Source organism: Paraflavisolibacter caeni (genome assembly GCF_025628885.1).
GTDB classification, from domain to species: domain Bacteria; phylum Bacteroidota; class Bacteroidia; order Chitinophagales; family Chitinophagaceae; genus Flavisolibacter; species Flavisolibacter caeni.
On sequence record NZ_JAOTIF010000005.1, the window covers coordinates 84,058 to 109,996 of the forward strand.

Here is a 25,939-nt window from a genome sequence, read left to right on the forward strand (position 1 = left end):
TTTATATATGAGGAATAACTTGCTGTATTATCAATAAGTACCGATTAAAAGTTTTTTACAAACATATAAACTTATACTTTCTTTAAAAGAGATGTATTTTTATCCCTGTAAAATAAGAGTATAGAAAGACCACTGAGCACCAAGAATGTTGAAATAATTTCAGCCTGAGTGGGATGTAACAAACCCCAGTCATATTTATAATTTACCCTAATCTTTTCAATCAAAAACCGTTCGAGACCATTCAAAATCAGGTATAATCCAAAAAGATGCAGTGGGCACCTGAATTTCTCTTTAACCGACCAAAGCAGTAAAAACAATAAAAAACAAATAGCGGCCTCATACAGTGAAGTCGGGAAAACACCTACTGGAAGGACATTGCAATATTTACCCAGGCAGCCAGAAATATGTATTCCTTCCTTATTAACATTATGTGGATAGTTTATCGCAAAAAGCCAGTCTGGCAACCAACTCGGGGCGTGAACAGATGCATGGGGCACATTGGACAAAGCACCATAAGTATCCATAAAGCCGGATGAAGCATGCTGCAGCATTTGTAGGTACTGTGCTTCAGAAGCTTCTATCAAACGGCCGTTGGAGGAGGTGATATAAGCACTGTTGAAAATGCCCCAGTCTCCATCACCTGAAAAATGACAGCCAAGCCTGCCAATACCATAAGCCAGCATCAAAGCTGGTGCAATGGCATCACAGAAATGAATAATGGGAATTTTATGCTTTTTACAGTAGTAGAAAATAAGGGCTGCCGCTACAATCAATCCGCCATAAAAGGTGAGTCCGCTGCCAGAAAACAAATTCCCTACAGGATCCCGTTTAAAATCTTCCCATGTTTCAAAAGCATTAAAAATTTTTGCACCCACAATGCCACCTAATAATGCATAGATAATGATATCTCCGACCCTCTGGTGTGGATAAACAATTGCTGAATTATTCTCTATCCTAAGTTCTTCCCGAGCGTTCATAAATCTTTTTGCTTTAGGAAGTGGTACAAGTTCTGGCTGGAGCAGACCAAGCCGCTCTTTTCGTTTTAATTCCACTGTCAACAGCCAGGAAGCTGCTAAAAAAGCCAGTGCTACAAAAAAACCGAAGGTTTTGATCAAGCCCAACCACTCAGGCATATGTGTCTTCAAAACTCCTTCCATCAGGTATTGAAAATCTGGGAACATCTATTTAAATAATTTTAGTTATTGAAATATTCTAGGCCTTTTTGCTCTTCTAGAATGGTTCTAAATCGCTGATAAACAAGTCTACCTTCTCTAAATTGTATGCATTTGATCTCATCTGCATAATGAGATGGTTCCTCATTCATAACAGCTACCTTTTCCCACAAAAAGCTTATTTCTTTAATGTTTTGTTTCTGCAAGTAGGCAATTTTTTATTGATCGCAACGGCATCAAAAATTAGAAAACGATTAGAAGTTTTAGAAATGAGTGGCTCTTGATGATATCATTATAAGCTGAGTATAATGACGGAAAACACAATTAAGGTGATTACTACATATAAAAAATCCTTTTCTAATATATATCCGATGATAGAAAAGGCAATCCTTGCAAGAGGAGTGGCCATTAGGACCAAAAGTCCCAGTTGGATCACGGAACGCCCTCTTCCTTGCAGGGCAGTCTGCATTATTTTTTGTATTTCTCTAAATCGTCGTGGCTCACCAACAAACTGCTGATAATAAGGCTTTTGAGAACCATGCTGAACAAGATATACAATTCCTCCGATGGTCACAATAGTCACAGAAGCCAGGACCCCAAAACGCAGCACCTTGCCCATGATAGTCTCCATATCCCGATCGCGTATACTTTGTTTGATTACTTTCATACATTATACCTTATGAGTGAGGCCGTTGTACATCATTTCCATCGACAAAATCAGAATGACAATGGCAAAGATGATCTTTAAAGCCTTGGTCCTTGCGGCAAACAAAATCTTAGAGCCGACAATAGCACCCACCAACACGCCTATGACCACCGGCATGCTTAAGCCCGGATCGATGTACCCTCTTTTCAAATAGATGCCTGCACTGGCCACCGCAGTCACACCAATCATGAAATTGCTGGTGGTTGTTGAGACCTTGAAAGGCACCTGCATGATGTGATCCATGGCAATCACCTTCAAGGCTCCAGAACCAATGCCCAGCAGACCTGATATAATGCCAGCAACATTCATCATTAAAAAGCCACCTACAATATTTTTTACCGTATACTGCTGTTCTCCATCTTGGGTGGGATATCGATTGTTTAATTTAAGCTTCCTGGCTAAATAGCCGCCCCTTCCGGTAACAAGGTGATCCGAGTGCTTGATCAATGACATGACAGCCGACAAGATCAAGATCACACCAAAGATGATTGCAATAGTGGAAGTTGGGATATAGGTTGCTAAAAAAGCACCTGAAATAGCGCCTATGGTTGTGGCCAACTCCAGGAACATCCCTAAACGTATATTTGAAATGCCTTCTTTCACATAAGCAGCTGCTGCTCCAGATGAAGTTGCGATGACACTAATCAGCGAAGTTCCTATTGCATAATGAATATCCACCTTAAAAATCAAGGTAAGCACCGGTATGAGAACAACACCGCCACCTAAACCGGTGAGTGAACCCAATAATCCAGCGATAGTGGATACTCCTAAAAGAATCAGTGTGAACAACAAAGCCGTCATAAAGCTCATTTATAATGTTTCATCCATGAACACATCTGCTGTAGAATTAGACAGCAACTCATAGCTTTTATTGCAATTGACAAATTAGAATTTGATTAGAATATCCAATTTATTTTTCTAATCATTACCCTTGATGTAGCTTGTTTGTAACGTACAGTCCCTTATGGAAAGGAAAAATCCTCCTGTACGTTACAAAGATGACGCTTTTAAATGGACCGTATGAAAGTAAATGTAGCCTTGATTGTTTCCATTATTGTTGCGGTAGGACTGGTTGCTTTTGGTTTTACTGCTTTTCAGATCTCCACGGAAAGAGGTGAATTAATGGATGAACTCAAAACCAAGACCATCCGCCTGGCAGATGAATTTTACGAAAATCATTTAACCAATATAGAAAAAGGTGACAGTCTGCACATTACGGATAGTATCATCAGCCAATACAATTTTACAGGTGTTCTGATATACTACAATGCAGACAGCATTGTACCTCTTAATAGTGAAGCAAAAGCCTATATTGAACCATCTGCAGATTTTATTGCCCAAACGCTATCTGCTGACTCATCAATGGGTAACCTGATCACTGTAGCAGGAAAAAACATCTACCAGTTCACCCGGGTGATCAAAAGAGAAGAAATGCCCGAAAGTGCAGTCGTCTTTTATGCAGACGCTTCTTATATCCGGAATATCATCAACCGCATTTGGCTCAGGAGCTTTGTAAGATGGTTCTTACAGGCTCTTTTGATTTCTGTAATTACACTTTTAATTGTTCGCCGTGGCATTTTGATGCCCTTGAATAAATTAATAGATTGGGTGAAGGCAGCACGCTCCGGAGATATGGAAAAGCTTAGAAAACGCCCTCCCAATGATTTTTTACAACCCTTATACCAGGAGATCACGGGTATTGCCAAAGCCATGCAGGAAGCCAAAGCCATTGCACAGGAAGAAGCCCGATTGAGAACTTCTGCCGAATCTGTATGGACACCAGAGCGGTTGAATGAAGAAATGAAGCATATCTTAAATGGCAAAAAGTTAGTGGTGGTCTCCAATCGTGAACCGTACATGCACATCCGTGCCGGCAAAGATATACAATGCATTATGCCAGCTAGTGGTATGGTCACAGCTTTAGAACCCATACTAAAGGCCTGTGGTGGCTTGTGGGTAGCCTCTGGTAGTGGTGATGCCGATAGGGAAATGGTGGATGAAAATGATAAGGTTCTGGTACCTCCATATGAAAACAAATACACCCTTAGAAGGATTTGGCTAACCAAAGAACAGGAAGATCATTTTTATTACGGCTTCTCCAACGAAGGGTTATGGCCTCTCTGTCATATTGCACATACAAGACCTGTGTTCAGGAAAATAGATTTCGATTATTATGCGGAGGTAAACCAGTTGTATGCCGATTCGGTTGTAGAAGAAATCAAAAACGAGCAAGAAGCTTTTATCCTGGTGCAGGACTATCATTTTGCACTTTTGCCCAGGTTGATCAAGGAAAAGAGACCCGATGCCAAAGTGGCGATCTTCTGGCATATCCCCTGGCCCAATTCGGAATCCTTTGGAATTTGCCCTTGGCAAAAAGAATTACTGCTGGGCATGCTTGGTGCTGACCTCATTGGTTTCCATACTCAATATCATTGCAATAATTTCCTGGAGACGGTCAACAACACGCTGGAATCAAGAGTGATCTGGGAAAACTTCTCGGTAAAGATCGGTAATCATTTTACCCTGGTAAAGCCCTTTCCGATCAGTATTGCCTTTACCCTGAAGGATTATGAAACCAGCAATGAACCCAAAAGAGAACCTGTGGAAATCCTCAGGCAATATGGACTTAGGACAGAGGCCTTTGGAATCGGCGTGGACCGGATCGATTATACCAAAGGTCTGCTGGAAAAATTCCAGGCCATTGAAAGATTCTTTGATAAATATCCCTCTTACATCGGACGCTTTACATTCGTTCAGATTGGCGCCCCCAGTCGCACCCTGATCAAAAGTTATGCGGACATAGTGAGTGCAGTTGAAAATGAAGCCAACAGGATCAACTGGAAATTGAAAACCAAAAACTGGCAACCCATCCTCTTTTTAAAAAAACACCACAGCCATGAGGAGATTATTCCTTTTTACCAGTCTGCCAATTTTTGCATGGTCACCTCCTTGCATGATGGGATGAACCTGGTAGCGAAAGAATACATTGCAGCTCGTGACCACAATGATGGTGTACTCATTCTAAGCCAATTTGCCGGCGCTTCCAATGGGTTGTATGGTGCACTCATCATCAATCCTTATGATATTGAACAATCGGCAGATGCCATCAAAGCAGCGCTTGAAATGCCTGGTGATGAGCAGCAACATAAAATGAAACACATGAGAAGGATGGTCATGAGCCACAATGTCTATGCCTGGGCTGCAAGTATTCTAAAATCAATGGCATCCATTGAAAATTAAGCCATTTACAATGTTCCTTCGAAATGGCTTTCCTCCCTGGTAACACTGAGCATTGTAATTACAAGCATCCTGCTCGTGCTGTACTTACTACCCAACGTATAGTGCCAGAACTCAGGCATCCTGAACAATTGAAGCAGGTGAGGTATTTGGTTCTATAGGGTACAGACTTTAAGCCTATTATTCCTGTAACAAGCATCTGTTTGATCCTTTCAATAATGGCAATTACTTTTTCATTTTTAAGTGCTGAACCACATAGTCGCCCACTTTTCTGCCATATTCGGTACTGACAATACAGGATTGATGGAAATGAATCCCTCCATAGAACCGGGCCCAATTATTTTCTTCTGCGGCCTGACGGAAGGAGGTAAAACTGCGGCTCTTAATACCAAATTCCAGTTCAGTAGAATCTATATAAGCAAATTGGTCACCAAATACACTGGTCAATGCTTCGGCAGCAGCAGAGGAGCAGGTAGAATGGCCACAGGTATATTCAGGAAAAGGAGGTGTTTGCAAATAAGGACGCCAGTCTTTGTCCATATACCTGTTGATCACTGTTTCAGGTCTTACGGTATTGTACCGGTATTTCTCATCCCAGCAATGAATGAAAGCATCAAATAAGGCAATAGAGGTCTTGGCGTAAGCATAAACAGTGGTTGGATAATCTGCTTTTGCCTGCTGTGCAGCAATCCCGACAACACTCATCCAATGACCAGGAGGCGAAAACTTTTTGGTGCCAAACATCAAATGGCCATTGACATTTAATTTAAAAGGATTATCGTCCCAAAAATCAGCGATATGCTTTTGCTCCTCCGTTAAGCTGTCTACTGCATTTTTGATGCGCATCACCTCACGGCAATAGGCGCTGTTTGAATCTTTCATATTAAATGTATAAGGAGGCGGAGCTGCAAATTGGTGGGCGCTGTCCAGCACCAGCGTTCTGATTTCATTCCAGTGGGGCTCCATAGCAATGGCATAAGCGGGTGGTGTCGGCACCCAGCGCCCTTCAATATTGTTGTCCACGAAATATTCAGCCATGCCTCTTGTTTCATGATAGTGGTCTTTACTGCTCCAAGCCATGATTGCATCGGCGACCTGCGCTGCATACTTCACAGAAGACTCAAACACATCGGAGGACATACCATGTTGGTGTGCAAGCCCTTTTAGGCTGTCTACATATTCACTCATGCTGCCTTTGGGAAAAGTAACGGATTCTCCCAAGGAACAAAAGGCGAGCAGGGAGGCAAACTCAAAATTGATCTTCTCTCCGGTCTTTGGCTTGGGAACATTGTTCAATCCATTTAGCTGACCGCTTAGTGAATTGTACTGTGCGGGATAGCCGGCTGCGATGCATTCATAGGCAGCAATATTGGCATAGAGGTAATTTCGGGAAGCCACGATCGGACTAAAATTGTTACCCATTACTACCCTGTTTAATTCATGCACAGTATTGGCATATAAATTTGGGTTCTTGAATATTGCTTCATAATCGGTTTTCTGATTGCAGGAAATAAAAGCGAGCACAATCCCTGCAACCCATAAAAAATACCTCATAGTAAATGATCATTTAGAAGTAACATTGAGTCAATGTCCATCGCAGAATCTCACTGGACACTGAAGTTGGCTAAAACAAAATTGAACTTATATGACCGGCATGTTATCAGGAGGTTGGTCGGGAAATGAAACTACCGTTTGGGGCAATTGAAAAAGATAGGGTAAGCAACCGGGCAAAGGTTCTGTTTTCTTTGTATCAGCCTGCCAATCATAATTAGAAGTTTCAAAAAAAACGTGGATCAATTTGTAAAAGGAAACTGCTCTTCCATGAGATGAACTATTGGGTGCATCTGTTTGCAAGTTATTGGCAAGTTTGAAGAAGTCTTCCTGTGTATTTTCTATTAGAGAACGATGGTTATCGGGTATACACAATAAGACCAACTCCCCTTTTTCCATTTTACGCTCGACGTATTTATATATCTTACCGTTTATTTTGATTTCACCATCCACCCGTTCAAAATCCTTCCAGTCGGTTTGATAAGGAAGTGCGAGAGGAACCCGAAGTACAAAAAGGTCTTCCCGGTTATAGTGCTGTTGGTCCAAAGTTGCCTGCATAGCAAGATCAGCTTGCTTTTGTAGGTAAGAAAAGCACAATTGGTAACCAATGAGATGAAACAACAGCAACAATAAGAATAATATAGCAGCAATCGCTTTCACACCAATATGTAATTTACAAAATTACTTTCAAAGGGAATGTTACCTGATTTTTCCTGGTCAGGCTTATTTTTCCAGAGTGGATCATTTACCTAAAGTACGACTCAGGAGATGCATCTCTTAAAGAATCAGATCTGCTCCCATTTGTTTGGCAAATGCTTCTGCAAATTGGATTCCCATTCTGATAATGGCGAAAAGTCAGTGAGCATCACTATACTTTAATTCATGCCAACCACATATTTAGGCAACTATTTATCGTTATTTTCAATACCTGAAGGCGTAAAGTAGAGAAAGATCAATCCCAGCACACAGGAAAAGAGTGAGCCGACGAGTACCGCTATTTTGGAGAACTGGATCAGCTCCGCATCCCTGAAAGCCAGGTTGGAAATAAAGATGGACATGGTAAAACCAATACCGGCCAGCATGCCTGCACCTATCAGGTGTTTCCAGGTAACCTTTAAAGGAAGGCTGCTCCACTTGGCACGCACCAACATCCAGCTAAACAACAGGATGCCTAAGGGTTTGCCTATCATCAGGCCCAGAATGATGCCCAAATTATTTTTTTCAAACATCTGGCCGCCCCAACCTTCATGCAGCACCAGACCTGTATTGGCCAGGGCAAAGATGGGTAGAATAACAAAGGAAACCGGTTTGTGCAGGAAATGCTGTAAATGATAAGAGGGATTGGTATCATCATCCTTGGTAAAGGGAATTGCAAAGGCCAGCAGGACCCCACTGATGGTGGCATGTACCCCGGATTTCATCATGCAGTACCACATGATGGCTCCCGGGATCAGATAAAAAATCAGCTTATGTACCCGTAGGCGGTTGAGCAGCAGTAACATACCAAAGATACCGAGAGCAGACCCCAGATAGAGCCATGAGATGCCTGTATTGTAGAAGATGGCAATGACCATTATGGCACCCAGATCATCAATGATGGCAAGGGCAGTTAAGAACACCTTTAGTCCATGTGGAATGCGGCTGCCCAGGATCGCCAGCATACCAATGGCAAAGGCGATGTCTGTAGCCATAGGGATTCCAAAGCCCGCTTGGGTTGCCGTACCGTGGTTGATCAAATAGTGAATAGAAGCTGGAAGCAGCATACCTCCTATAGCAGCAGCAATGGGTAATAGTGCATGCCTGACCTTGTGCAACTCTCCAACATATAGTTCGCGTTCGATCTCAAGCCCTACTAATAGAAAGAAGATGGTCATTAGACCATCATTGATCCAGTGTTCTATGGAATAGTTCAGATCAATACCGTTAAAGGAGAGATTCGCATAGGTGTGCCAGAAATGCGTAAATGTTGGGCCATAGATGGAATTGGCAATGAATAAGGATAGAATAGTACAGCCTAATAAAATAAAACCGCCAATCTTCTCACTCTCAAAAAAAGCTTTGAACCATTTTGTTAATACCATGTGTCCAATTTTAAAGCAGCAAGTTAAATTGTAAAAGGGAATTGAGAGAATTCCCGCTTTGATTTGGCATTAAATATTTGGCTGAAGAGTAGGCAAGCAGCTGCTGCTTTGTGAATGAGAGAAAGTGGTAACGGAGCGGCGCGGGAGGTGACGCAGGAGCCGGTGTGAAAGTTGTGAAAGGATGGGCGACGGAGGAGCCGTTGCAGAGAGTAGTGGAGCGAATGAAGAAACATGGGTGCAGGACTAAGTGAAGGGGTATTATTTACTAACATAATAGTCTATTGTCTTCGATTTCTGAAGAACAAATATGCCATACGTATTATTAGAATAGCAACCAAAAAATAGAATATAGGGCTAAATTCAATAAAAACCATACATCAATATACTTTTAATAAAATATTTTTCTTTTATAGCTTATTGACTGAAATGAAAGGGTCTTTCAAGGCTTTGAGAGGTCCTATTGTTCTAAACATGTACGGATTATCAAAAGAAGCATTTATTCTTCCGGATCGTACACAAACATGACACGAGCAGATTTTTCCTGAACAGAAGATAATTGCAACTTATAGCGTTTTTCTTTAACAGTAATGATCATTAATGCAGTGTTAGGAGGAATGGCCCCCAGGTTTTCTGCCACCATTTCTACTTCCTGAAATCGACGGCTTGGATCTATCTTAATATAAGTAGTAATGGGGTTTGCTGATAGACGCTGATGAGCAAGAATGACCTGTTTATTGATCATAATAGAAATGGTATCCCCATCAATAGCACCATTGTCGTAAAAGTCGAGGCGTATTTCGCCCGTATCTACTTTTATTTCAGGAATGTCTTTAAATGCTGATTCCTTTACCCTGCTCAAAGTGATCTGTCCCATCACGCAATCAACGCCGGTCCTTACTTCTTTTCCATCCCATCCACCACTTAAGTATTCCTGATTGCCTTCATTATGGTATGTTAATATGTAATTTTTTACACAGATCGTACAAGTGGAAGGAATATTAAATCCGGTGATAAGCCCCTCATGAAGTGTGATGGTTTTCATGGCGGCATCATAAAGGCCTTTAAACTTTTTTTTGACATAATTATCAACATCAAGATAGTGATAAGAATTGCCTGTGGCGATATCGCCGCTTAAACTAATATCCAATTCTATATGGTTAATTGCAAAACAGCCATTTTGCATGGTTAATGTGCCCTTCCAGACGCCACTAATGTCCTGTGCTTTACCTATTTGACTAATCAGTAAAAGGAGCCATATTATGACAATGCTTTTCATGTTTTATTTCTTACTGGACATTAATAATAGATTTACCTAATCCCACTAAGATTTTTTTGCAAAGCCAGAAACTAGTTAGACATATTATGTTAATTAAAAAGTGATAAATTTTACTCAACCTTCTATGTTTTCCCCATCATTTTGTTATAGGTCAGGAAAAAAACCAGAGATATCGATGTTATCTCAATATGGATAGAGCTCATAAGAATTTTTAAAGCACCGGAGCAAATTAGCCTTACCAGAACTCTTTTCTATGTAGGCTTCTACATAGAAGTCGTTGAGTTGAAAAAGCATTACACATTGCTCCTCTTTATCCCTGCTCATGAGGTACGTGCCATGCAAACGTATACTCTTGTAACGCTGATGGTGGCTCATCGTTTTAAAATCTTGAAATGTTATTGAGGTGTTCATAGCTTTTAAATTGTTTCTTCAAAAATATTTTCTGAAATACGGTTCTGTTTTAATAGCCTATAGTGGTTTTTTAATGACACCATTAAGGAATATTACCCGATGCGCCTCCCTTCGAAGACTATTAAAAACTAATTTATCCCTGGAAGGTGAATAAGCTGGTTTCATCGCTAAACATTTGAATAAAAAAAGTATCATTCTTATAAAAGCATTATTCTTATAAAAGAAGGTGTACAAGGAAGAATAGCAAAATGATGATAATTACTACTTTAATAACAGTTCTCACAGTGCTTGCATGATAAGGATCGGCCATAAAAAGAATATTATACACGAACTCTTTTTCTATTTGATATGTGGTTCATTTTTACAGAAAGTAAACTTGTTATATTTTGTTTTTACATTGAATGACGCTCACTTCTTTGTTATGAGCACTTTATCTATTTTATGTCCATCCATATCGATTACTTCGACCTTGTAGTTTCGCCAATCGAATGAAAAACCTGCTTTAGGAATATGTTCTGCATGATGCAATACCAAACCTGCTACAGTGTTATAATCTGCATCTCTTTCCGTTCTTATGTCCTCACCTAATGCTTCCAGCATCGTTTCTATTGCTGTTGTGCCATTTACCAACCAGGAGCCATCTTCTCTCTTTACTATTTCTACCTCATTTTCTTCCTCCAGGATAATATCACCAACCAGAGCATCCAGCAAATCATTTAGCGTGACCACTCCTTGAATAGAGCCATATTCATCGACGATAACACCAAAGTGGACTCTTGATTCCTGGAACTGCTCCAATACTTTATAAGCCTTGATACCTTCAGGAAAAAAGAGAGGCTTTCTTAATAAAGTTTCTAATGATGTATCTGTTTTCGTTAAAGCAGCTTTTGCATATTCCCTTAAATAATATATACCTTCAAATTCATCTAAGCTTCCATTGCAAACAGGAAATACAGACTTTTCTGCATCTACAATTTCTTCAATCTGGTCTTCAAAAGGCTTTTGCGAATTGATCCAGACGATTTCATGACGAGGTGTCATTAAAGAGGTAATTGCCCTGTCTCCCAGATGAAATACATTCTCTACCAGATCCTGTTCAATTTCTTCTATGGAGCCCGCTTCTGTTCCTTCCTGCACAATAGCCCGGATTTCTTCTTCGGTAACATGACTTTCGTCTGTTTTGCGGATTCCAAAAAGCTTAATCAATCCTTCTGTCGATTTAGAAAGCAGCCAGATAAATGGAGCTGCAATCTTGGAAAGCAGGTTCATTGGACGGGAAACAAAACTGGCGATTCTTTCAGGCATGGTCAGACCAATTCTTTTGGGTAACAGCTCTCCCAGCACAATAGAAAAATAAGTAATCACAATGACCACCAATGTAACTGCAACCCCTTCGCTATAGGGAGCGATGAAATCTATTTTATCCAAAACTCCTTTAAGCTGTATGGACAAAGCTTCTCCGCCATACAAACCGGTTAAAATTCCAATTAGGGTAATACCCACCTGAACAGTGGATAAAAAACGGCTTGGATTCTCTGCCATTTCCACTGCTTTTCTAGCACCTGCATTGCCTTTTTTAGCAGCAGCTTCCAGGCGAGACCGACGAGCAGAGACAACAGAGATTTCTGACATGGCAAAAAATCCATTCAATAAAATAAGAAATAGAATGATGATAATTTCCATTATGTGTTTTTAGAATCTAGAATAGCTATCTGCAGTGCTCTCTCCTATTTAAGAATGCTGGTTTGGTTGTGACTCGTGTATTAACACCCCTGATTGTTTTTATTGGTTAGAACGAAACATCCATGTGTGAGACGCAACTTTGAATAAAGCAGTTTTTTACAATCTTGTAAAGGCAGATAGTCGGACATACTGCTTTGCACATAAAATTTATGCAATACAGTAAACAACAATATCAGATATTGATGATCAATATCTGAATATGGTAAATGGATTTAAGGAATGAAAAAATCAAACTCTTGGAGGAGGCGCTTGTATATCGTAATATATAGAGGTAAATCTCTGTTCTATGAAAGGAGGAAAATTGTTTTTTTTAAGATTGTTGTAAGGATTATTGAACTCGACAAACTGTTGTATGAAGGAAAAGAGATCAGTTTGAATCAATTGGAAATTGCGAGCACTATCATCATCCTCATCTTCCGGAGTGCAGTCTTTGTTTCCTAATACTATCTGATCAATATATTCTGCAAAAGAATTAATATCATCTACTTCAACTCCATTGGAACTATATTGATCTACTTCATTAGCCTGCGGCATGAACATAAAAAAGTTCATGTGCACCAGTAAGACCAAAAATGCCAATAGTTGCTTCATATCGGCGTAAAGTTAATCAAAACATTAATTTATTGATTTGCGCCTTATTTAAGTAATTAAAAGCCCATGAAGCAAGCATTGAAGGTAAGATACGTATTATATATGTATATATACAATGTTTGTTACAGATGAATAACCGGTTTTTTTATGAGACAAAGTTTTACTGTTTTTCAGAGATTGCCATAGCTTTGCTAATATATTTAGCACTTGCCTTATTATAGAATTGTGATATGGACCAGTCGGCGACGGGAACCTTATACGGGGATCCGGCAGATCGAGAACTATAATGTGGATGCAGTGCAACATATCATGCGGGTGAAGGCGGAGGAAACCTATAGAAGGGATTTGATTGATGTGGAGGTGCAGATGATATCAAAGACGAGTACTGCTGTAAGGAAGTATTTTGAAGCATCCAAAAAGAAAAGGGAAGCAAAGAAATGGCCGGAGGATAAGCCTTTTGTACCGGCATTGAGGCGGAGAGATTATTTCAACAGATAGAACCATCTGATTAAATTGGCTCTCAACTATAAAAATAGCCCGTTGATGAACAACGGGCCTATTTATAAATGTCCTAATCAAGCCAACAAGATAAATTCGGGTATTGATAATTGCAAGTACTATTCTTCTGATTTCACCAGTTATTTTTCATCGATCCTAATAGCTGCTACGTAAAACTTCACCCAGTAGAGTTTAGCCTTTAGCTCTTTTGATTTTTCGATGTCCAGGTGTTGAATAGTGCCTCTCTCCTTTTGTGCAATAATCCTTTTAAATAAGTGGTGGTTGGATTTGGTGGAAGGATCCTCTAGTATGGAAGGATCAATGGTTACTAAGTCATGCTCATTCATGGCGCGAATGTAGGCATAAAAAAAGCTCCGCTGGAAAGTGGAGCCGGTTACCAAAACTAACTGCTAAATTCAATAGCATGAGATAAAAGTAAAATTGAAAATTGAGTCTGACAATGATTAGCGTCAATTAAAATCTACTAAATTAAATGAGGGCTGTTGACGGATATTGGGGATGAGAGTGTATTAATTTCTGATTTAAGAATTTGCTGGGACTTGCCTTGAAGCAAGCTGCCTAAAAAGGCAACTCGCTGATAAAAGCATAGAGCTTGCAAACATGGACATAATAGCGGCACTGGCGATACTTGAAGACCAGGAACTGAAGGCCTGCTTCTGAATAGTTGTTTACTAAAACTGCACTGGAGAAACGACGCTGACGGGCGGGAAGAAGCTTTTTCATTATTAAAAATTTTAGGGCAGGTTTACAGCAAGCCGTGTCGGGTTGCAGTATAAATGATGGCCTTTGTGCCTTGAGATTTGTGTTTATGCTGCGCAGCCGGGGTGTGGTGAGGCTTGCTAACTTGCCCGTAAAGAAATTTTTAATTGAAAAAGCGCTGGCCGGTTAGTTGTTTGTTGCAGGTTTTAGTTTGCTGCTAAGAGTTGTTGTACCTGGTATTTATAGTGGCCAAGGAAATGCAGTTTGCAGGTGTTGCTTGGAGGCAAAGGTGTGCTCTTTCATTTCAGTAGGTCTCCGGAATATGATTTTAATCAAGATATGCTCATACGATCGATTCGGTTAAAGTCCGAAAGTAAGGACGTACTATATTGCATTTAATTCATTATACCATTATACTAACTAAATCAAAGCTTATGGTTTATCCTACACTAAACGGTGAGCCAATCTACCCTAATGGTTTTCCTATGCATACCAGGAGATTCTTTATAAAGGGTGAATCTATTGAAAGTATCTTTCTTCGGAATTGTAAAAATGAGACAACGGCGGAGGAAATACAATGGCTGAAAGACTATGTGATTTATTACATCCACTCACCTTGTTTTCAATTGGAAGAATTAAAGGCAAAGGATTTGAAGAGTATGTCGCTGGATGATTTGATTTGGGAGTGTATAGGGTTTGGCGTTGATCCTTTTTAAAACAATGGATTATGAAAGGATGGTTGATTATACCAGTAGAATATAAGGGAGAGCAATTGGAATTTAGAGGCAAGCTGCTGAAGGGAAAGGGAAGGTATGGGTATAAGATTAAAGTGAAGGTGGATGGTGGGGAAATTGTGTTTGAGGAGGAAGTGGATGGGAGGTATCAAATGGTAGTTATACCCGGAGGAATGGAAGGAGAGATTGATGGAGGATTAATACAAGCAATTGCCAGTATTATTGATGAAGCTTTGAAGTAGTTGCCCGAAACATAAATTGATTCACAATTAGATCCATGGAATAAATATTTAAAGACAAAACACAAGCTATAGGAGCATACAACCAAAATGTAATTTCAACATTTGGTTATATAAATTTTGTTATACTGATGCAGTATGTAATGTACAATATTGGAGAAGTGATAACAATTTAATTATTTTGCCTTTATGAAAATGAAAAATGAGCATGTTTTTAAACTTTCCGAAATAAATGCATATTTTTTTGATCTTCCATTTGTCAATGATATTGCTAGACAAGGACTAATTAGGTTAGATGAGTGCATTTCGATCCTGAACTATTATCCTCAAACGCAAAACAGTGCTCTAGTATATCAGTTTCAAAACATTAAATCTGTAGTTCTAGAGAATGAAAAAAATAGCGATATTGTCAGAAATACTTTATCCAAAGTTCCAAGTATTATAAATGATATAAGAAGCTATTTCTAATTATAATTCATTTTTGTTGAGTAGTCTTTTAACTCTAGTTTAAAACTCTACCTGAAAATGATCCATAGCTTTTATTAAAAACCAGACCAAGCTTGTAATAATCCATTAGAAGTTTTATCATTAGATCTATATCAGAATCGTTTTCTAAGTGAAACTTGCCGTCTTTTATTTTCAGTTCTTTTTTTTCCAATTTAACTGCTTCCTGCATGTTTAGAATGGTTTCTGGCTTAAGATCCTTATGATTTTTTAGTTTAGCAAGACGGGAAAGCTTTCTATGGATTGTTGGATTCTCGTCAACTTGCTTTCTTAGTACATCTAAACCCTCAAATTGGCTGGTAGCCTCTAATTCGTCAATGAACTCAGTTGAAGCTTGCTTGAACTCCTCGGACATGCCAATAATATGTTCAAAATTGGTTTTCTGCGTTACATAAAAAGTAGAATCATAAAAAATGCAGTCGAGTTTTTTATCCATGTTTATCACCTGACCATGAAGAGGTTCAAGCTTAGATGTATTTGTATTAAATACTGCATTAAAGCTCCTCCTAAGTATATTCTTTTCCGGATTTTCTGAAGCCTCAACAGCTATTTTGCTTTGGGAAGTTTTTCTAAATGTATAGAGCGCAGATTCGTGATTAATGGCAAAGCCGACGCAATAAGCCCATAGTTCACCATATTTAAAGATTTCATCCAAGCTTTTTAAGCGTGGAGGAGTACCCGTTAATTGATTTACTACTACGTCCGAAAACGACAATGCTTTATTCTCCATTTGATATGTACACACTTTTTGTGTATCATCAGTAATGGGGTCATAAGGCTGGAGCGATGTATCCTCTTTATCAAGTAATTCTAATTGTTGTAAAGTAAGCTCATGAAAGAATTCTCGTAATTCGTCCTCAATTTCAACCTGGTAGGCAGTGAAAGCATACTTATCTAAAACCCTGTCCTTTGCTTTTACGCCTTCTTTTAAGTTTCTTACAATAAGGTTCAATTTGATGTTTGTAGCTTTTACATCGGATACGATTGTGTGCAAGTCTGAGAAAGTCATAAACTTATTCGTTAACTGTTAAAAAGTATAGTTTATGCCCTATTTCATAGAGTTTTACTTCAGTGTCATCGGGCAGGAATTTTTCTTTTGTTACCACAAGACCGTTACACTTCTTTTTTCTTGATTCGTATTCAATTTCATAAATGGCATACCGCATCGTAAGTAATGGATTTATTAGCAGCATGTTTGAATTGATGTAAATACGATAAATAATAAACAACAAAAATGAGAACGCGAAGATTTCGTAAGGGGTTTCAAAGTTTTGAAACAGGAATGGGATAATGTATGTGGCAATATATCCAATCGCTTCACTGTTTTTATTTTTCACATCTTTCAACAGCACTAAAGCGCCATTGGCTGCATTTGCTCTTATATTACTAAAGGTGATGAAATAGCCTAACAAGCCAATGACCGAGAGCATCAACAGTACAGTAGATACTCCAAACTTCTTTACAAAAACATGTAAGGAATCAATGCTAAGACCACCCCAATGCAAGAACTCCCAATTGTTATAAAATTGCCTGAAAATAACCAGAGCGAACAATGGTATATACGATGTGATAAACAACGTAAAAAGTGATAATCTCTTTAAATTAACTATATCGTATTGTCTTTGCGCCAATAGATTATTCGCTAAAGTATTTATTTAATAAAGCCGGGAAAAGATCCTCAAGCTCCTTTTGGGTTTGTTGGTGAAGGGTTTTGAGTTGATCCAGTTTTTCTTTTAACGCAACAAAAGTTTGCTGGGCAACCCCTGTCGGACAGCATGTTATTTTATTCAAAGACAACAGGCTCAAAGAATTCTCTGCCTAATGAATAGGGTATCAATTTTTTAAATTGCAGACGCCCGATGATAATAGCTGGGTGCGTATTAAACTTTGTTGCAAAGGAAGTTATATCCTGTTCACTTAAGGGTGCGGCTGCTACTATTTCCTCTTCTTCTTCTTCCTTTAGCGTCCATCTGACAGCAAAGTCATCTGCCTGCTGCTCCTTTACCTTGTCTTTTTCAGAATATTCAACCTTTTCCAAGAATATATCCTTTTTACCATGTAAAAGAATATGACCTGCCTCATGAAAAAAGGTAAACCAAAAGCCATCATTACGGTTATACCTGCAAGACAATTGAATGAGGGGGGTATCGTTTAACCAACGGGTAGAACCGTTAATTGGCGCTTTGGGCAAACAAGGCGTATGCACCACTTTCACTCCAGCACTCAAGCATATGGTTTGTAATTGATCAAAAAAGTTGGCAGGATGTGTTGCCATGATCGTTTTCAACACTGGCAAGGCTTCCTTGAAGGCCTTTTCATCGTAGGGATTTGCTTCCAGTTCAGCAGCCTGCAACTCGCCCTTGCGCAGCCAGGCTGAAATGGAATAAGGTTCATTTGTATTGGCCAAAGAAATACGGAAAGCGACTTTCAACTGTTGTTTAAAATAATAATCTTCCCAGGCAGCATGAGATGAAAAGCCAAAAAAGGAAAGCATTGCTGCTGCTTTTTCCTGAATGGTAGTACCTGAGGTGAGCCAGCTTTTTTTTACCATATCTGCAACAGGAAATAACCTAGCCCAGGAAACAGCTTCTTCAATGACAGCCTTTCTTTTTTCCCGGGCTAAGTACTCGTCATAATTGCGTTGGTTGTTGAGCCAAAAATGGGCAGGTATTTTAAGTACGTCTTCAAACAATACTGCCATATCGGCTGTTACAGAACTCTCTCCCTTTAGTATTGCTGTAATGGTTTTCTCAGGCTTGCCTGTACGCACAGCAAACTCTTTAGGCCCCATGCCTAATTCGTCTAACTTTTCACTTAAAGTCTCCCCGGGATGAGGTACTGATTGCGGAAAGTATTCGTTTCTCTTTGCCATAGGGATCTACAATTTAAATGGTATTATTAGCGGACAATTGCTTGGATTATTTTTCTTTATGATAGTTAGTGATCTCTATTACTTCTACCCCGGTAATTTCAATCCAAATGTATTTGCCATCAGGATCTGTAGGGATTGGATTCTCGTGAGGTTTAAATATCAGACGATAAGGTTGATCCAAGTCACAAGCCCATTGACCTTTTCTGTCATCTTTTAATTCGTGATATTTTCCTGGCAAATGCCTTACATCTTCTAGAGTTGTAGCAGAAGCCAGTTGGTTTAAGCGAAGCTTTAATAAATCCGCTCTCAACTTTCCAAGCTTTTGCACCCTTTTCCTATCGTCATTAGCAAGTTTTCCTAGGTTTTTATCGGCAAAAGTAATATTCACTGCAAAAGTATAAATATTTTAGTTAACAGAAAGTGTAAATTATTTTTTTAGAAGATTAGCGCATCCAAGAATAATTACTGAAAGGTAGATTCGTCTTAAAAAAAAGCAAGTATATAGCAAAATGAGTAACAAACTCATGAGTAAAATACAATACTCTAATATTTTTTTATGATCGTTTGTCCAAAGAACTCATATCAAAGGAGATCAGATTGAACATTTCCCGACAGCGGCTGCGGACCCGGTTGCCATAGAAACTTTCAATATCCTGACTGTTTAGGTTGGTGGTGATATGTGTGAACATTTTGAAGCGGATAAATAGGTCGTAGCGAGAAAGCAGGATTTCGGCCATGACATTACAGGAGGTACCGAAGTATTGAACCACTGGCTCGAGGCCGAGGTCGTCGAAGCAATAGGTGACATTGGTTTCGCTGTATTGGTTGAAGGATTTGCGGGTGTAGCGCAGAATGGCTTCGAAGCCTTCGACTCCAAATTCAAAGGCGATTTCACGGCAGGCTTTAACTAAATGCCGATGGTGCGTAAGGAGCAATTGGTTCATGAGCGTCATTAGCGTTGTTTTTCCGCAGCCTACAGGCCCGGTAAGGATTATCCCTTTCCGCAGGTCGATCTTGTATTTTTGAGCCAGCGGAGCGTCTTGCAGGAAGTAAATGAGCAGCTGCAGGATAGTGGCAGTGTCTTCTTCATAGAGTTTGAACTTTGGATGATAGATTTCTTTGCCTTTCTTTTCGATCAGTAGCCAGTAGATTGTGTAATCATAGTGGCTCTGAATAGTTTTTATCTCGTGGGGTATGGAGGTATTGGGTTCGATCATTGTTGTTTTGTTTTTGCGGTTTGATATTGAGCATCCATTTGTGTGCAATAGATTGCCAGTCTGTGACCGGAAGTGTTTCACTGAGCATCCAGGCCTTGCCCTGGTTGTAGTAGAAGAACTTCTTAGCTTCCGGAAGTGGGTAGTTGTGCTGGCGGAAAAAAGCTTCCACTTCCGAAAGTGAGGGACCGGCTCTCTCCTGCCCTTTCTTCTGCGTGGGTGGTTTTATTACATGTTCCGGATTTTCGGCGCGGGGCGTCCTGGGTTGTTTTTGATTTTTTGCTAAATGAGTAAGTGAAGAAGTTCCGGATTTGTTTTTTTCCACATTATTTTTTTTATTTTTTTTTGTGGGTGTGTTACACACACTGTTTAACTGTTTAAAGTTTATATGTTTATAAAGGAGTACCACTTTTGATACTTGTCTAGTATCATTTTTGATACTAGCAACGGTCAAATTCGGTACATGACTAGTATCAAATTCGGTACTTGTTGATGAAGCTTTACATGTACCACTTTTGGGACTAAACATGTCGAGTTGTTGATAACTATTTTTGTCTACTTCCTTATCAAACCTTATCATAGTGACAGCTACCGGCAGGTACTTAAATGGCGCCGGGTAATACAGGATGTAACCTTCCTGGTGTAATTCCTTGATGCATTTGTGATAGGTGTTTTTGGATCCGATCTTACTAAGCTGCATCAGATCATCTCTGTAAACCGGGAAGAGGTTGTCAAACCGGTGTACGTTCCAGTAGTGAAACAATGCCAGGTAAAGACTTACATGAAGCGGAGAAAGCTTTTGGTCTTCTTTTACGCGCTCAAAGAAGTTATTGAGGTGAGAGATATAGTTCAAATTGGTAGTTTGTGGTTTTAAATTTTATCTTTTTGGCTTATTCAGTAAAGATTGGATGTGATCGTAGTCGTAATAGATGATCCCTCCTATTTTGGTATATTGAAGGGTACCATTAATGCGCAGGGTTTGCAATGTCCCTGGAGAAACTTTAAGTAGTCTGCGTACTTCATCAGACTTGAGCCACTTTTTCTGTGCCGCCTGCTCTTTGCTGAAAATCTGCTTGAGCTCGCTTATTAAATCCTCTTTAAATAACATCAAATCGTGCCGGGTTAAAATTTCTACTGCCATAATATTTATTTTGTTTTAGTGATGAGCAAAGAGAAGTTTTTTAAGAATATCAAAGGGGTAGCAGGGGTAACAGTACCCCCGTAAAATGCAGTATGGGTCTGAGAAATATTTTTAAAATTCATATGAGATTACTATGGAAAAGGAACAAATTCAGAATTGGGAATTCAGCTATGCTATATTTGTGAAATGACATAGACAAGAAACCATATTAAAATATTTGATAGCGAACGCTATTTGAAGAGTTACTGAAATCCGCCAAACTTTTTAGACACTACTCAGAAGATAGACCGGTCGCCTACGCTACGGCGTGGGCACGGCTATTGGTAGTGTCGGGGCTTGGCGGCCCTCAGTGACCGTAGTCAGTGTACCACGCTTACTTTTTTTCTTATGAGCTACCAACAGGAAATATTAAACACTCCTATTCAAGATCTCTCTTTCAATTCTGAATTGAAAAATCTCTTAATTAGACAGGGCCATCAGAAATTACAGGATCTTTTGAATGTTCCTGTTTATAAATGGCACGACTATCCCGCCTTTAATTTCCATCATCAGTATGAAATTGTAGATTTCCTGCAGGACCATGATATGATGGATTTCCTGAAGGAAGAATAACCCCAGTCCGACTGTGGCGGAGAGCAACTGTGCACAGAACCTTTCCAAGAAGGTCGAGAGAGACAATTGAAACAGGTGAATGGAATGCTCTAGTATGATTGAACTTTTTTGAACATCTCGAGTAAAAGATCTTTTAAGGAATCTTTAGCGGCAGTCTCAGGTGTATAATATTTTACTCTCAGGCTATCTGCAGAGATAGAGCCTGCTTGTGGTGTTCGGAAAATCTTTGCAATAGTTTTCAAAAGAGCTGTCTGGTTTTTATTGTTAAGAATGCCAACATCTTTAGCAGCTCTTATGAAAACAGCTAATTGTTGGACAGAAAGGGAGGTGTGTAACTTGTCATCTTCATCTTTATCATGAGCAGGCGGTGAATGTTCATGAGCGGTATTGAAGCAAGCCTGTTGTTTATCTAAATAGTGTATTTCCTCTGAGATCCAGGTGCCGATTTGTTCTTTTAAACATTTCATCTGAGGTATGAAGGCTGCTGCAGGTTTTTCCTGTAATTGGTTTAAAGTTTTAAGAGCTGAGAGCAATGCATCTCTCTGCTCAACGGGTGTAGTGCATGCTGCAGTACAGGCCTGAAGGTTAGCCACATAATAGTTTAGCAGATCAACAATATTGAAGTTCATATAAATCAACAGATCCATCAGGAGCTGGGAGGTGTATTGGGAGTCTAAGGGTATTTCTTTTATCTCTGTTAACAGGTCTTTCATGTATGCTATTCTTTTATAGCAGACAATGTCTTCGCCGTTACTTTGGATAAACTTTTGCAAATGGAAGCACAATATTTTCTTTAGCTTGGTATCAATGTTTGAAAAAACCGTTTTTTCCAGATACTCGAGCTCCTTTGTGATTTGGGCTCGCGTTGCTGCCAGGATATGATCCGGAACCTTTTCTTCCTTGTTGAAGTATCTTGGATAATGGGACTCTATAAAATGCAGCAAATGCTCCAAGCGTTTTAATATAGCATCGTACATACTATTTAACTCAGAAGCGGCATCTTGCAGAATATAAGCAAAGACTTTGTCCAGCATGCGTATCATTGCCGACTGGCATTGACATACAAGGAGTACAAAGGATTTTTCATTTTCGATGTCTACAGACTTTTTAAGCAAGTAAGTTCTAATGCTTTCAGTTTCTGAAGTTGCTTCATTTATCCAAATCTCTAAAAAACGACAAGAGGCATCAATTCCTTCTGTGTTTACAGGGTTAATCCGTACATTAATCAAATAATATAGCTTTTCTAATGAATTTTTCAATTTGTCTCAGTTTAGTGATGGTTGCTTTATCGTTTCGTTTTTTGTTTCAATAGAATTGAGCCTTGTTCACTGTTTAGTGAAGAAGCAAAAATTACCTTATCAAACCTGTAAGGGATTGATGAAATAATCTGGCGAGCTAGTTGTGAATTCAGGCAGGGACAACCTAGTTGCATGTTGGATTGGTCCCTAAAGGGTTGTTTCAGGGTAGGTCAGCTACATTGGCATTCAAACAATTTGGTTACGGATGAAGGGAAATGATGGTTTGTTTCAGAAGGCTAATGTCTATATGGCAACCAAACGGGCGTTAAATATATTATACTTTATAAAAAACCTGCTCATTTACCTTATAATTTTTTTTAAAGATAAAAGAGACAGGTTTGTATAGAATTGGAAATTGGTATTGAGCTATCTTTATTTATTAATAAAGTTTGGTTTAATAGCTAGCTACCGGTTTTCCCTATTTGCAGTTTGCCCGTAATTTTTGCTCTTACCTCTTTCATGTTCCTGCTCACTTTTACATCGGTTGTTTTGGCGTAGATCTGGGTGGTACGAATGGAATTATGGCCGAGCATTTCGCTGGCTGATTCAATAGGACAATCGTTCTCGAGTAAAACAGTGGTGGCGAAAGTATGCCTGGCTGTGTGGGTGGTGAGATTTTTGTTGATGCCGGCAATAGCTGCAATTTCTTTGAGGTATGCGTTGTAACGCTGGTTGCTGTTTACCGGCAATAGTTTATTATAAGCCTGGCAATAAGGATGACTCCTGTACTTTTCGATGATGGCCAAGGGAATTTCCATTAGGGGCACATTGGATTTATTATCGTTTTTGTAACGGTCCCTGATCATCCATTTGGAGCCATCGATCCATGGGACTACGTTCTCGGGTGTTAGTTTATAAACATCTATATAGGCATACCCGGTGAAGCAACTGAATACATAAACATCTCTGACTTCTTCCAAACGGGCAACAGTCATGGGGGTTTCGTACAGTCCAACCAACTCTTGCCAGGTGAGGCGTTCTCTCTTCGGATTTTTATAGGAGCACTTGAAAGCAGCCATGGGAGAAGTGGGGATATATTCCTGTAGGACAGCATAGTGAAACACCTGCTTTGTATTTTTCAGATACTTCATGGCTGTGTTCATGCCAATGTTATCGACAGTAGTGAGATAATGCTTGAAATCATCGCCAAAGGTGTTTTTGATTTCGCTGATCAATTTCTGGCTATTGGAATATTTGTGTTTCAGAAAGTCAATTACTTTTTGTTTGGTGATTTCGAAGCGCTGCCAAGTCTTCACCTTCAGCGTGGGCTCTTTGGCTTCTGCCCTTTCCTTTAATATCTTATTATACTCTGCGAACACTTCATTGATGGTTTTGTTGCGGGGCCCTATGCCGAGATAGGTGTTTTTGAGCATTTCAGCTGTTACCCTTTCATGGGTGGCATCAAGCTGGTCGTAAGTTTTTTGGAGGCCTGCTTTGATCTTTCGTAATTCGCGGTTGATAGTGACAGCTTCTTCACTAAAGCCTTTGGCTTCTCCGGACTTTGAGCTCCAATTATCTGCTTTGATCTTTTTGCCTGTGGAGAACTCGGCTCTCTTTCCTTCGACAGTGATGCGGCAATAAATGGGGATTTTTCCATCTTCAGACTGTTTGGCTTTACATAGCCAAAACAGGATTGCAGTGTTTTGATTGATTTTCATGATGTGGTGATTTGAAGTAACCGAATTTTGATTTGTTTTGAAGTTTTATGCACTAATCAAAACTCTATAAACCCACGCCCATCAAGCAATTCATCAAATTCGGTTACCTATTTCTAACCAATTCGGTTACCTTATTCTTCAATTTCGGTTACCTAAAAGTAGGGGTAAGAAATGGTACCCGAAATGGTCACCATTTTATTTAAAATCGATTGAATTAAATTGATGAAAGATTTTTTGAAATACTTGAAAATCAATAATATTTGAAATGAAAAAGCCTCCGTTGTGGAGGCTTTTGTGATCCCGCTGGGACTCGAACCCAGGGCCCATACATTAAAAGTGTATTGCTCTACCAACTGAGCTACGGAATCAATATCTTTTAAGTTTTAGAAAAAATAAAAGATAAAAAACAATTCTATTAAAATCGGTATTTAAGAAACAGCCCCTTGTGATTCAAGAGGCTGCTTCGTTTGTGATCCCGCTGGGACTCGAACCCAGGGCCCATACATTAAAAGTGTATTGCTCTACCAACTGAGCTACGGAATCATCTATTTTGAGTTCTGGCTATCTTTATTTAAGCCATTTTTCGTTTGGGAGTGCAAATATAGAACCCTTTTTCATTCCTGCAAAAAAAAATGCAGTTATCATCTCATTATCCCCAAAGCATGCTTTTACAGTGCTTACAGGACAACAGTTCCAAAATTCTTTACACTTTGACTCAAACCCACAGCTAGCGCTAGTTTCAGAAATAGAAAATATAGTTTTCAAGATATAGTATCGCGCTGATTTTTTAGAAACAATGTTGAATTTGAATTAGGTTTGCGCAACTAATTTTCACCCATGTCTGATTTCTTTAAAAATAAAGTTGTAGCCGTAACCGGTGGAAGCGAAGGCATTGGAAAGGCCCTTGTTGAATTATTGTTAAGCAAGGGCGCCAAAGTGTCAACCTGCGGCCGCAATTATGACAAACTTTACCACCTGCAATCGCGGTTCCCCTCCTATCCGCTGCATACTGTAGCTGCAGATGTGAGCATAGAAAACGACTGCCGCCACTTTATTCATTCCACTATTAAAATGATGGGTGGCATAGATATCCTCATCAATAATGCGGGCATTTCTATGAAGGCATTGGTTCAGGATGCATCGACAGAAGTGATGCGCAATGTAATGAACGTTAATTTCTTTGGCGCTGCTTACTGCACCAAACATGCACTCGATACAATTATACAACGCAAAGGGGTAATCGTAGGCATTTCTTCTATTGCAGGTTACCGGGGTTTACCTGGACGCAGCGCCTACTCAGCTTCCAAATTTGCTTTGCAGGGATGGCTCGAAGCCCTTCGTACAGAATTGTTAGGTACAGGTGTTCATGTAATGTGGGTATGCCCTGGCTATACAACATCCAACATCAGGTATGCAGCTTTGAATGAAGAAGGCAATGCACAAGGAGAAAGTCCGTTAGATGAATCAGGCCTGATGAGCCCGGAAGAGTGTGCCGTTCATATTTTGAAAGCAATTGAAAAGAAGAAGCGCACAATGGTTATGACCTTTATGGGAAAAGAAACAGTCTTCCTGAATAAGTTTTTTCCCGGCCTTACAGACAGACTGGTAAAAAGATTTTTCTTCAAAGACGGAAAGCTGATTAAATAAAGAACTTTTTCAATTACCCATTCATTTTACTTTC

At 39.5% G+C, this 25,939-nt stretch carries 27 protein-coding genes and 2 tRNA genes; 6 read left to right on the forward strand and 23 right to left on the reverse strand.

Annotated elements, in window-relative coordinates:
- Nucleotides 1-71 precede the first annotated feature (71 nt).
- The 3 genes from OCK74_RS09275 to OCK74_RS09285 form a co-directional block, all read right to left on the reverse strand.
- Nucleotides 72-1,181 carry a prolipoprotein diacylglyceryl transferase gene (locus tag OCK74_RS09275; protein WP_279296747.1) on the reverse strand — a complete coding sequence of 370 codons (1,110 nt, stop codon included), beginning with the start codon at nt 1,179-1,181 and terminating at the stop codon, nt 72-74.
- Between the two features lie 283 nt (nt 1,182-1,464).
- Nucleotides 1,465-1,839 (reverse strand): DUF1634 domain-containing protein, encoded by a 375-nt coding sequence (locus tag OCK74_RS09280; RefSeq protein WP_279296748.1) that lies wholly within the window; start codon nt 1,837-1,839, stop codon nt 1,465-1,467.
- 3 nt (nt 1,840-1,842) lie between these two features.
- Nucleotides 1,843-2,679, reverse strand: a complete 837-nt coding sequence (locus OCK74_RS09285) for a sulfite exporter TauE/SafE family protein (RefSeq protein ID WP_279296749.1) — start codon at nt 2,677-2,679, stop codon at nt 1,843-1,845.
- Between the two features lie 219 nt (nt 2,680-2,898).
- Between OCK74_RS09285 and OCK74_RS09290 the strand changes: the two genes are divergently transcribed.
- Nucleotides 2,899-5,118 (forward strand): alpha,alpha-trehalose-phosphate synthase (UDP-forming), encoded by a 2,220-nt coding sequence (locus tag OCK74_RS09290; protein ID WP_279296750.1) that lies wholly within the window; start codon nt 2,899-2,901, stop codon nt 5,116-5,118.
- 222 nt (nt 5,119-5,340) lie between these two features.
- On the opposite strand, the gene OCK74_RS09295 is transcribed toward OCK74_RS09290, so the two are convergent.
- From OCK74_RS09295 to OCK74_RS09325, 7 genes are all read right to left on the reverse strand, one after another.
- Complete coding sequence (locus tag OCK74_RS09295; RefSeq protein ID WP_279296751.1) at nt 5,341-6,669, reverse strand: vanadium-dependent haloperoxidase; 1,329 nt, start codon at nt 6,667-6,669, stop codon at nt 5,341-5,343.
- Nucleotides 6,670-6,756: 87 nt separating this feature from the next.
- A complete protein-coding gene (locus tag OCK74_RS09300; protein ID WP_279296752.1) occupies nt 6,757-7,326 on the reverse strand; it encodes a hypothetical protein in 570 nt (189 codons plus the stop codon).
- 245 nt (nt 7,327-7,571) lie between these two features.
- On the reverse strand, nt 7,572-8,747 hold the full coding sequence (gene nhaA, locus OCK74_RS09305; protein WP_279296753.1) for a Na+/H+ antiporter NhaA: 1,176 nt from the start codon (nt 8,745-8,747) through the stop codon (nt 7,572-7,574).
- Nucleotides 8,748-9,243: 496 nt separating this feature from the next.
- Nucleotides 9,244-10,023 (reverse strand): hypothetical protein, encoded by a 780-nt coding sequence (locus OCK74_RS09310; RefSeq protein ID WP_279296754.1) that lies wholly within the window; start codon nt 10,021-10,023, stop codon nt 9,244-9,246.
- A 183-nt stretch (nt 10,024-10,206) separates the two neighbouring features.
- Complete coding sequence (locus OCK74_RS09315) at nt 10,207-10,434, reverse strand: hypothetical protein (protein ID WP_279296755.1); 228 nt, start codon at nt 10,432-10,434, stop codon at nt 10,207-10,209.
- 408 nt (nt 10,435-10,842) lie between these two features.
- Complete coding sequence (locus OCK74_RS09320) at nt 10,843-12,117, reverse strand: hemolysin family protein (protein WP_279296756.1); 1,275 nt, start codon at nt 12,115-12,117, stop codon at nt 10,843-10,845.
- A gap of 288 nt (nt 12,118-12,405) precedes the next feature.
- Nucleotides 12,406-12,768, reverse strand: a complete 363-nt coding sequence (locus tag OCK74_RS09325) for a hypothetical protein (protein WP_279296757.1) — start codon at nt 12,766-12,768, stop codon at nt 12,406-12,408.
- A 207-nt stretch (nt 12,769-12,975) separates the two neighbouring features.
- Between OCK74_RS09325 and OCK74_RS09330 the strand changes: the two genes are divergently transcribed.
- Complete coding sequence (locus OCK74_RS09330) at nt 12,976-13,266, forward strand: hypothetical protein (protein ID WP_279296758.1); 291 nt, start codon at nt 12,976-12,978, stop codon at nt 13,264-13,266.
- A 140-nt stretch (nt 13,267-13,406) separates the two neighbouring features.
- Here the strand turns inward: OCK74_RS09330 and OCK74_RS09335 are convergent, their stop codons facing one another.
- Both OCK74_RS09335 and OCK74_RS09340 read right to left on the reverse strand, forming a co-directional pair.
- Nucleotides 13,407-13,613, reverse strand: coding sequence for a hypothetical protein (locus OCK74_RS09335; RefSeq protein WP_279296759.1), 207 nt, complete (start codon nt 13,611-13,613; stop codon nt 13,407-13,409).
- Between the two features lie 232 nt (nt 13,614-13,845).
- Nucleotides 13,846-14,010 carry a hypothetical protein gene (locus OCK74_RS09340; RefSeq protein ID WP_279296760.1) on the reverse strand — a complete coding sequence of 55 codons (165 nt, stop codon included), beginning with the start codon at nt 14,008-14,010 and terminating at the stop codon, nt 13,846-13,848.
- 410 nt (nt 14,011-14,420) lie between these two features.
- On the opposite strand from OCK74_RS09340, the gene OCK74_RS09345 reads away from it, so the two are divergent.
- A complete protein-coding gene (locus tag OCK74_RS09345) occupies nt 14,421-14,702 on the forward strand; it encodes a hypothetical protein (RefSeq protein WP_279296761.1) in 282 nt (93 codons plus the stop codon).
- A gap of 11 nt (nt 14,703-14,713) precedes the next feature.
- Nucleotides 14,714-14,962, forward strand: coding sequence for a hypothetical protein (locus OCK74_RS09350; protein ID WP_279296762.1), 249 nt, complete (start codon nt 14,714-14,716; stop codon nt 14,960-14,962).
- A gap of 499 nt (nt 14,963-15,461) precedes the next feature.
- Here the strand turns inward: OCK74_RS09350 and OCK74_RS09355 are convergent, their stop codons facing one another.
- The 7 genes from OCK74_RS09355 to OCK74_RS09385 form a co-directional block, all read right to left on the reverse strand.
- On the reverse strand, nt 15,462-16,472 hold the full coding sequence (locus tag OCK74_RS09355) for a Kiwa anti-phage protein KwaB-like domain-containing protein (RefSeq protein ID WP_279296763.1): 1,011 nt from the start codon (nt 16,470-16,472) through the stop codon (nt 15,462-15,464).
- Nucleotides 16,473-16,476: 4 nt separating this feature from the next.
- The gene (locus OCK74_RS09360) at nt 16,477-17,094 is read right to left on the reverse strand and encodes a hypothetical protein (RefSeq protein ID WP_279296764.1); all 618 of its coding nucleotides are present in this window, start codon (nt 17,092-17,094) and stop codon (nt 16,477-16,479) included.
- Nucleotides 17,095-17,246: 152 nt separating this feature from the next.
- Nucleotides 17,247-18,335 carry a HigA family addiction module antitoxin gene (locus OCK74_RS09365; RefSeq protein WP_279296765.1) on the reverse strand — a complete coding sequence of 363 codons (1,089 nt, stop codon included), beginning with the start codon at nt 18,333-18,335 and terminating at the stop codon, nt 17,247-17,249.
- Between the two features lie 46 nt (nt 18,336-18,381).
- Nucleotides 18,382-18,723, reverse strand: a complete 342-nt coding sequence (locus OCK74_RS09370) for a type II toxin-antitoxin system RelE/ParE family toxin (protein WP_279296766.1) — start codon at nt 18,721-18,723, stop codon at nt 18,382-18,384.
- Nucleotides 18,724-18,889: 166 nt separating this feature from the next.
- Nucleotides 18,890-19,552 carry a hypothetical protein gene (locus tag OCK74_RS09375; RefSeq protein WP_279296767.1) on the reverse strand — a complete coding sequence of 221 codons (663 nt, stop codon included), beginning with the start codon at nt 19,550-19,552 and terminating at the stop codon, nt 18,890-18,892.
- Nucleotides 19,494-20,402: a hypothetical protein gene (locus tag OCK74_RS09380; RefSeq protein WP_279296768.1), complete on the reverse strand. Its 909-nt coding sequence runs from the start codon at nt 20,400-20,402 to the stop codon at nt 19,494-19,496. The genes OCK74_RS09375 and OCK74_RS09380 overlap by 59 nt, the downstream gene beginning before the upstream one ends.
- A 24-nt stretch (nt 20,403-20,426) precedes the next feature.
- Nucleotides 20,427-20,690 (reverse strand): helix-turn-helix domain-containing protein, encoded by a 264-nt coding sequence (locus OCK74_RS09385; RefSeq protein ID WP_279296769.1) that lies wholly within the window; start codon nt 20,688-20,690, stop codon nt 20,427-20,429.
- A gap of 387 nt (nt 20,691-21,077) precedes the next feature.
- Between OCK74_RS09385 and OCK74_RS09390 the strand changes: the two genes are divergently transcribed.
- The gene (locus OCK74_RS09390) at nt 21,078-21,302 is read left to right on the forward strand and encodes a hypothetical protein (RefSeq protein ID WP_279296770.1); all 225 of its coding nucleotides are present in this window, start codon (nt 21,078-21,080) and stop codon (nt 21,300-21,302) included.
- A gap of 89 nt (nt 21,303-21,391) precedes the next feature.
- On the opposite strand, the gene OCK74_RS09395 is transcribed toward OCK74_RS09390, so the two are convergent.
- The 4 genes from OCK74_RS09395 to OCK74_RS09410 all read right to left on the reverse strand — a co-directional run bounded on the left by OCK74_RS09395 (nt 21,392) and on the right by OCK74_RS09410 (nt 24,801).
- Nucleotides 21,392-22,561 carry a hypothetical protein gene (locus tag OCK74_RS09395; protein WP_279296771.1) on the reverse strand — a complete coding sequence of 390 codons (1,170 nt, stop codon included), beginning with the start codon at nt 22,559-22,561 and terminating at the stop codon, nt 21,392-21,394.
- 440 nt (nt 22,562-23,001) lie between these two features.
- Nucleotides 23,002-24,258 carry a site-specific integrase gene (locus OCK74_RS09400; protein ID WP_279296772.1) on the reverse strand — a complete coding sequence of 419 codons (1,257 nt, stop codon included), beginning with the start codon at nt 24,256-24,258 and terminating at the stop codon, nt 23,002-23,004.
- 295 nt (nt 24,259-24,553) lie between these two features.
- Nucleotides 24,554-24,626 (reverse strand) — tRNA-Lys (locus OCK74_RS09405).
- A 102-nt stretch (nt 24,627-24,728) separates the two neighbouring features.
- Nucleotides 24,729-24,801, reverse strand: a tRNA-Lys gene (locus OCK74_RS09410).
- 294 nt (nt 24,802-25,095) lie between these two features.
- Between OCK74_RS09410 and OCK74_RS09415 the strand changes: the two genes are divergently transcribed.
- Complete coding sequence (locus tag OCK74_RS09415; RefSeq protein ID WP_279296773.1) at nt 25,096-25,905, forward strand: SDR family oxidoreductase; 810 nt, start codon at nt 25,096-25,098, stop codon at nt 25,903-25,905.
- Nucleotides 25,906-25,939 lie beyond the last annotated feature (34 nt).

What these genes read in the sequence shown, in the direction of transcription:
- OCK74_RS09275 (WP_279296747.1), bottom strand. Translation starts at nt 1,181, where the DNA reads ATGTTCCCAGATTTTCAATACCTGATGGAAGGAGTTTTGAAGACACAT.
- OCK74_RS09280 (WP_279296748.1), bottom strand. Translation starts at nt 1,839, where the DNA reads ATGAAAGTAATCAAACAAAGTATACGCGATCGGGATATGGAGACTATC.
- OCK74_RS09285 (WP_279296749.1), bottom strand. Translation starts at nt 2,679, where the DNA reads ATGACGGCTTTGTTGTTCACACTGATTCTTTTAGGAGTATCCACTATC.
- OCK74_RS09290 (WP_279296750.1), top strand. Translation starts at nt 2,899, where the DNA reads ATGAAAGTAAATGTAGCCTTGATTGTTTCCATTATTGTTGCGGTAGGA.
- OCK74_RS09295 (WP_279296751.1), bottom strand. Translation starts at nt 6,669, where the DNA reads ATGAGGTATTTTTTATGGGTTGCAGGGATTGTGCTCGCTTTTATTTCC.
- nhaA (WP_279296753.1), bottom strand. Translation starts at nt 8,747, where the DNA reads ATGGTATTAACAAAATGGTTCAAAGCTTTTTTTGAGAGTGAGAAGATT.
- OCK74_RS09310 (WP_279296754.1), bottom strand. Translation starts at nt 10,023, where the DNA reads ATGAAAAGCATTGTCATAATATGGCTCCTTTTACTGATTAGTCAAATA.
- OCK74_RS09315 (WP_279296755.1), bottom strand. Translation starts at nt 10,434, where the DNA reads ATGAACACCTCAATAACATTTCAAGATTTTAAAACGATGAGCCACCAT.
- OCK74_RS09320 (WP_279296756.1), bottom strand. Translation starts at nt 12,117, where the DNA reads ATGGAAATTATCATCATTCTATTTCTTATTTTATTGAATGGATTTTTT.
- OCK74_RS09325 (WP_279296757.1), bottom strand. Translation starts at nt 12,768, where the DNA reads ATGAAGCAACTATTGGCATTTTTGGTCTTACTGGTGCACATGAACTTT.
- OCK74_RS09335 (WP_279296759.1), bottom strand. Translation starts at nt 13,613, where the DNA reads ATGAATGAGCATGACTTAGTAACCATTGATCCTTCCATACTAGAGGAT.
- OCK74_RS09340 (WP_279296760.1), bottom strand. Translation starts at nt 14,010, where the DNA reads ATGAAAAAGCTTCTTCCCGCCCGTCAGCGTCGTTTCTCCAGTGCAGTT.
- OCK74_RS09345 (WP_279296761.1), top strand. Translation starts at nt 14,421, where the DNA reads ATGGTTTATCCTACACTAAACGGTGAGCCAATCTACCCTAATGGTTTT.
- OCK74_RS09350 (WP_279296762.1), top strand. Translation starts at nt 14,714, where the DNA reads ATGAAAGGATGGTTGATTATACCAGTAGAATATAAGGGAGAGCAATTG.
- OCK74_RS09355 (WP_279296763.1), bottom strand. Translation starts at nt 16,472, where the DNA reads ATGACTTTCTCAGACTTGCACACAATCGTATCCGATGTAAAAGCTACA.
- OCK74_RS09365 (WP_279296765.1), bottom strand. Translation starts at nt 18,335, where the DNA reads ATGGCAAAGAGAAACGAATACTTTCCGCAATCAGTACCTCATCCCGGG.
- OCK74_RS09375 (WP_279296767.1), bottom strand. Translation starts at nt 19,552, where the DNA reads ATGATCGAACCCAATACCTCCATACCCCACGAGATAAAAACTATTCAG.
- OCK74_RS09385 (WP_279296769.1), bottom strand. Translation starts at nt 20,690, where the DNA reads ATGGCAGTAGAAATTTTAACCCGGCACGATTTGATGTTATTTAAAGAG.
- OCK74_RS09390 (WP_279296770.1), top strand. Translation starts at nt 21,078, where the DNA reads ATGAGCTACCAACAGGAAATATTAAACACTCCTATTCAAGATCTCTCT.
- OCK74_RS09400 (WP_279296772.1), bottom strand. Translation starts at nt 24,258, where the DNA reads ATGAAAATCAATCAAAACACTGCAATCCTGTTTTGGCTATGTAAAGCC.
- OCK74_RS09415 (WP_279296773.1), top strand. Translation starts at nt 25,096, where the DNA reads ATGTCTGATTTCTTTAAAAATAAAGTTGTAGCCGTAACCGGTGGAAGC.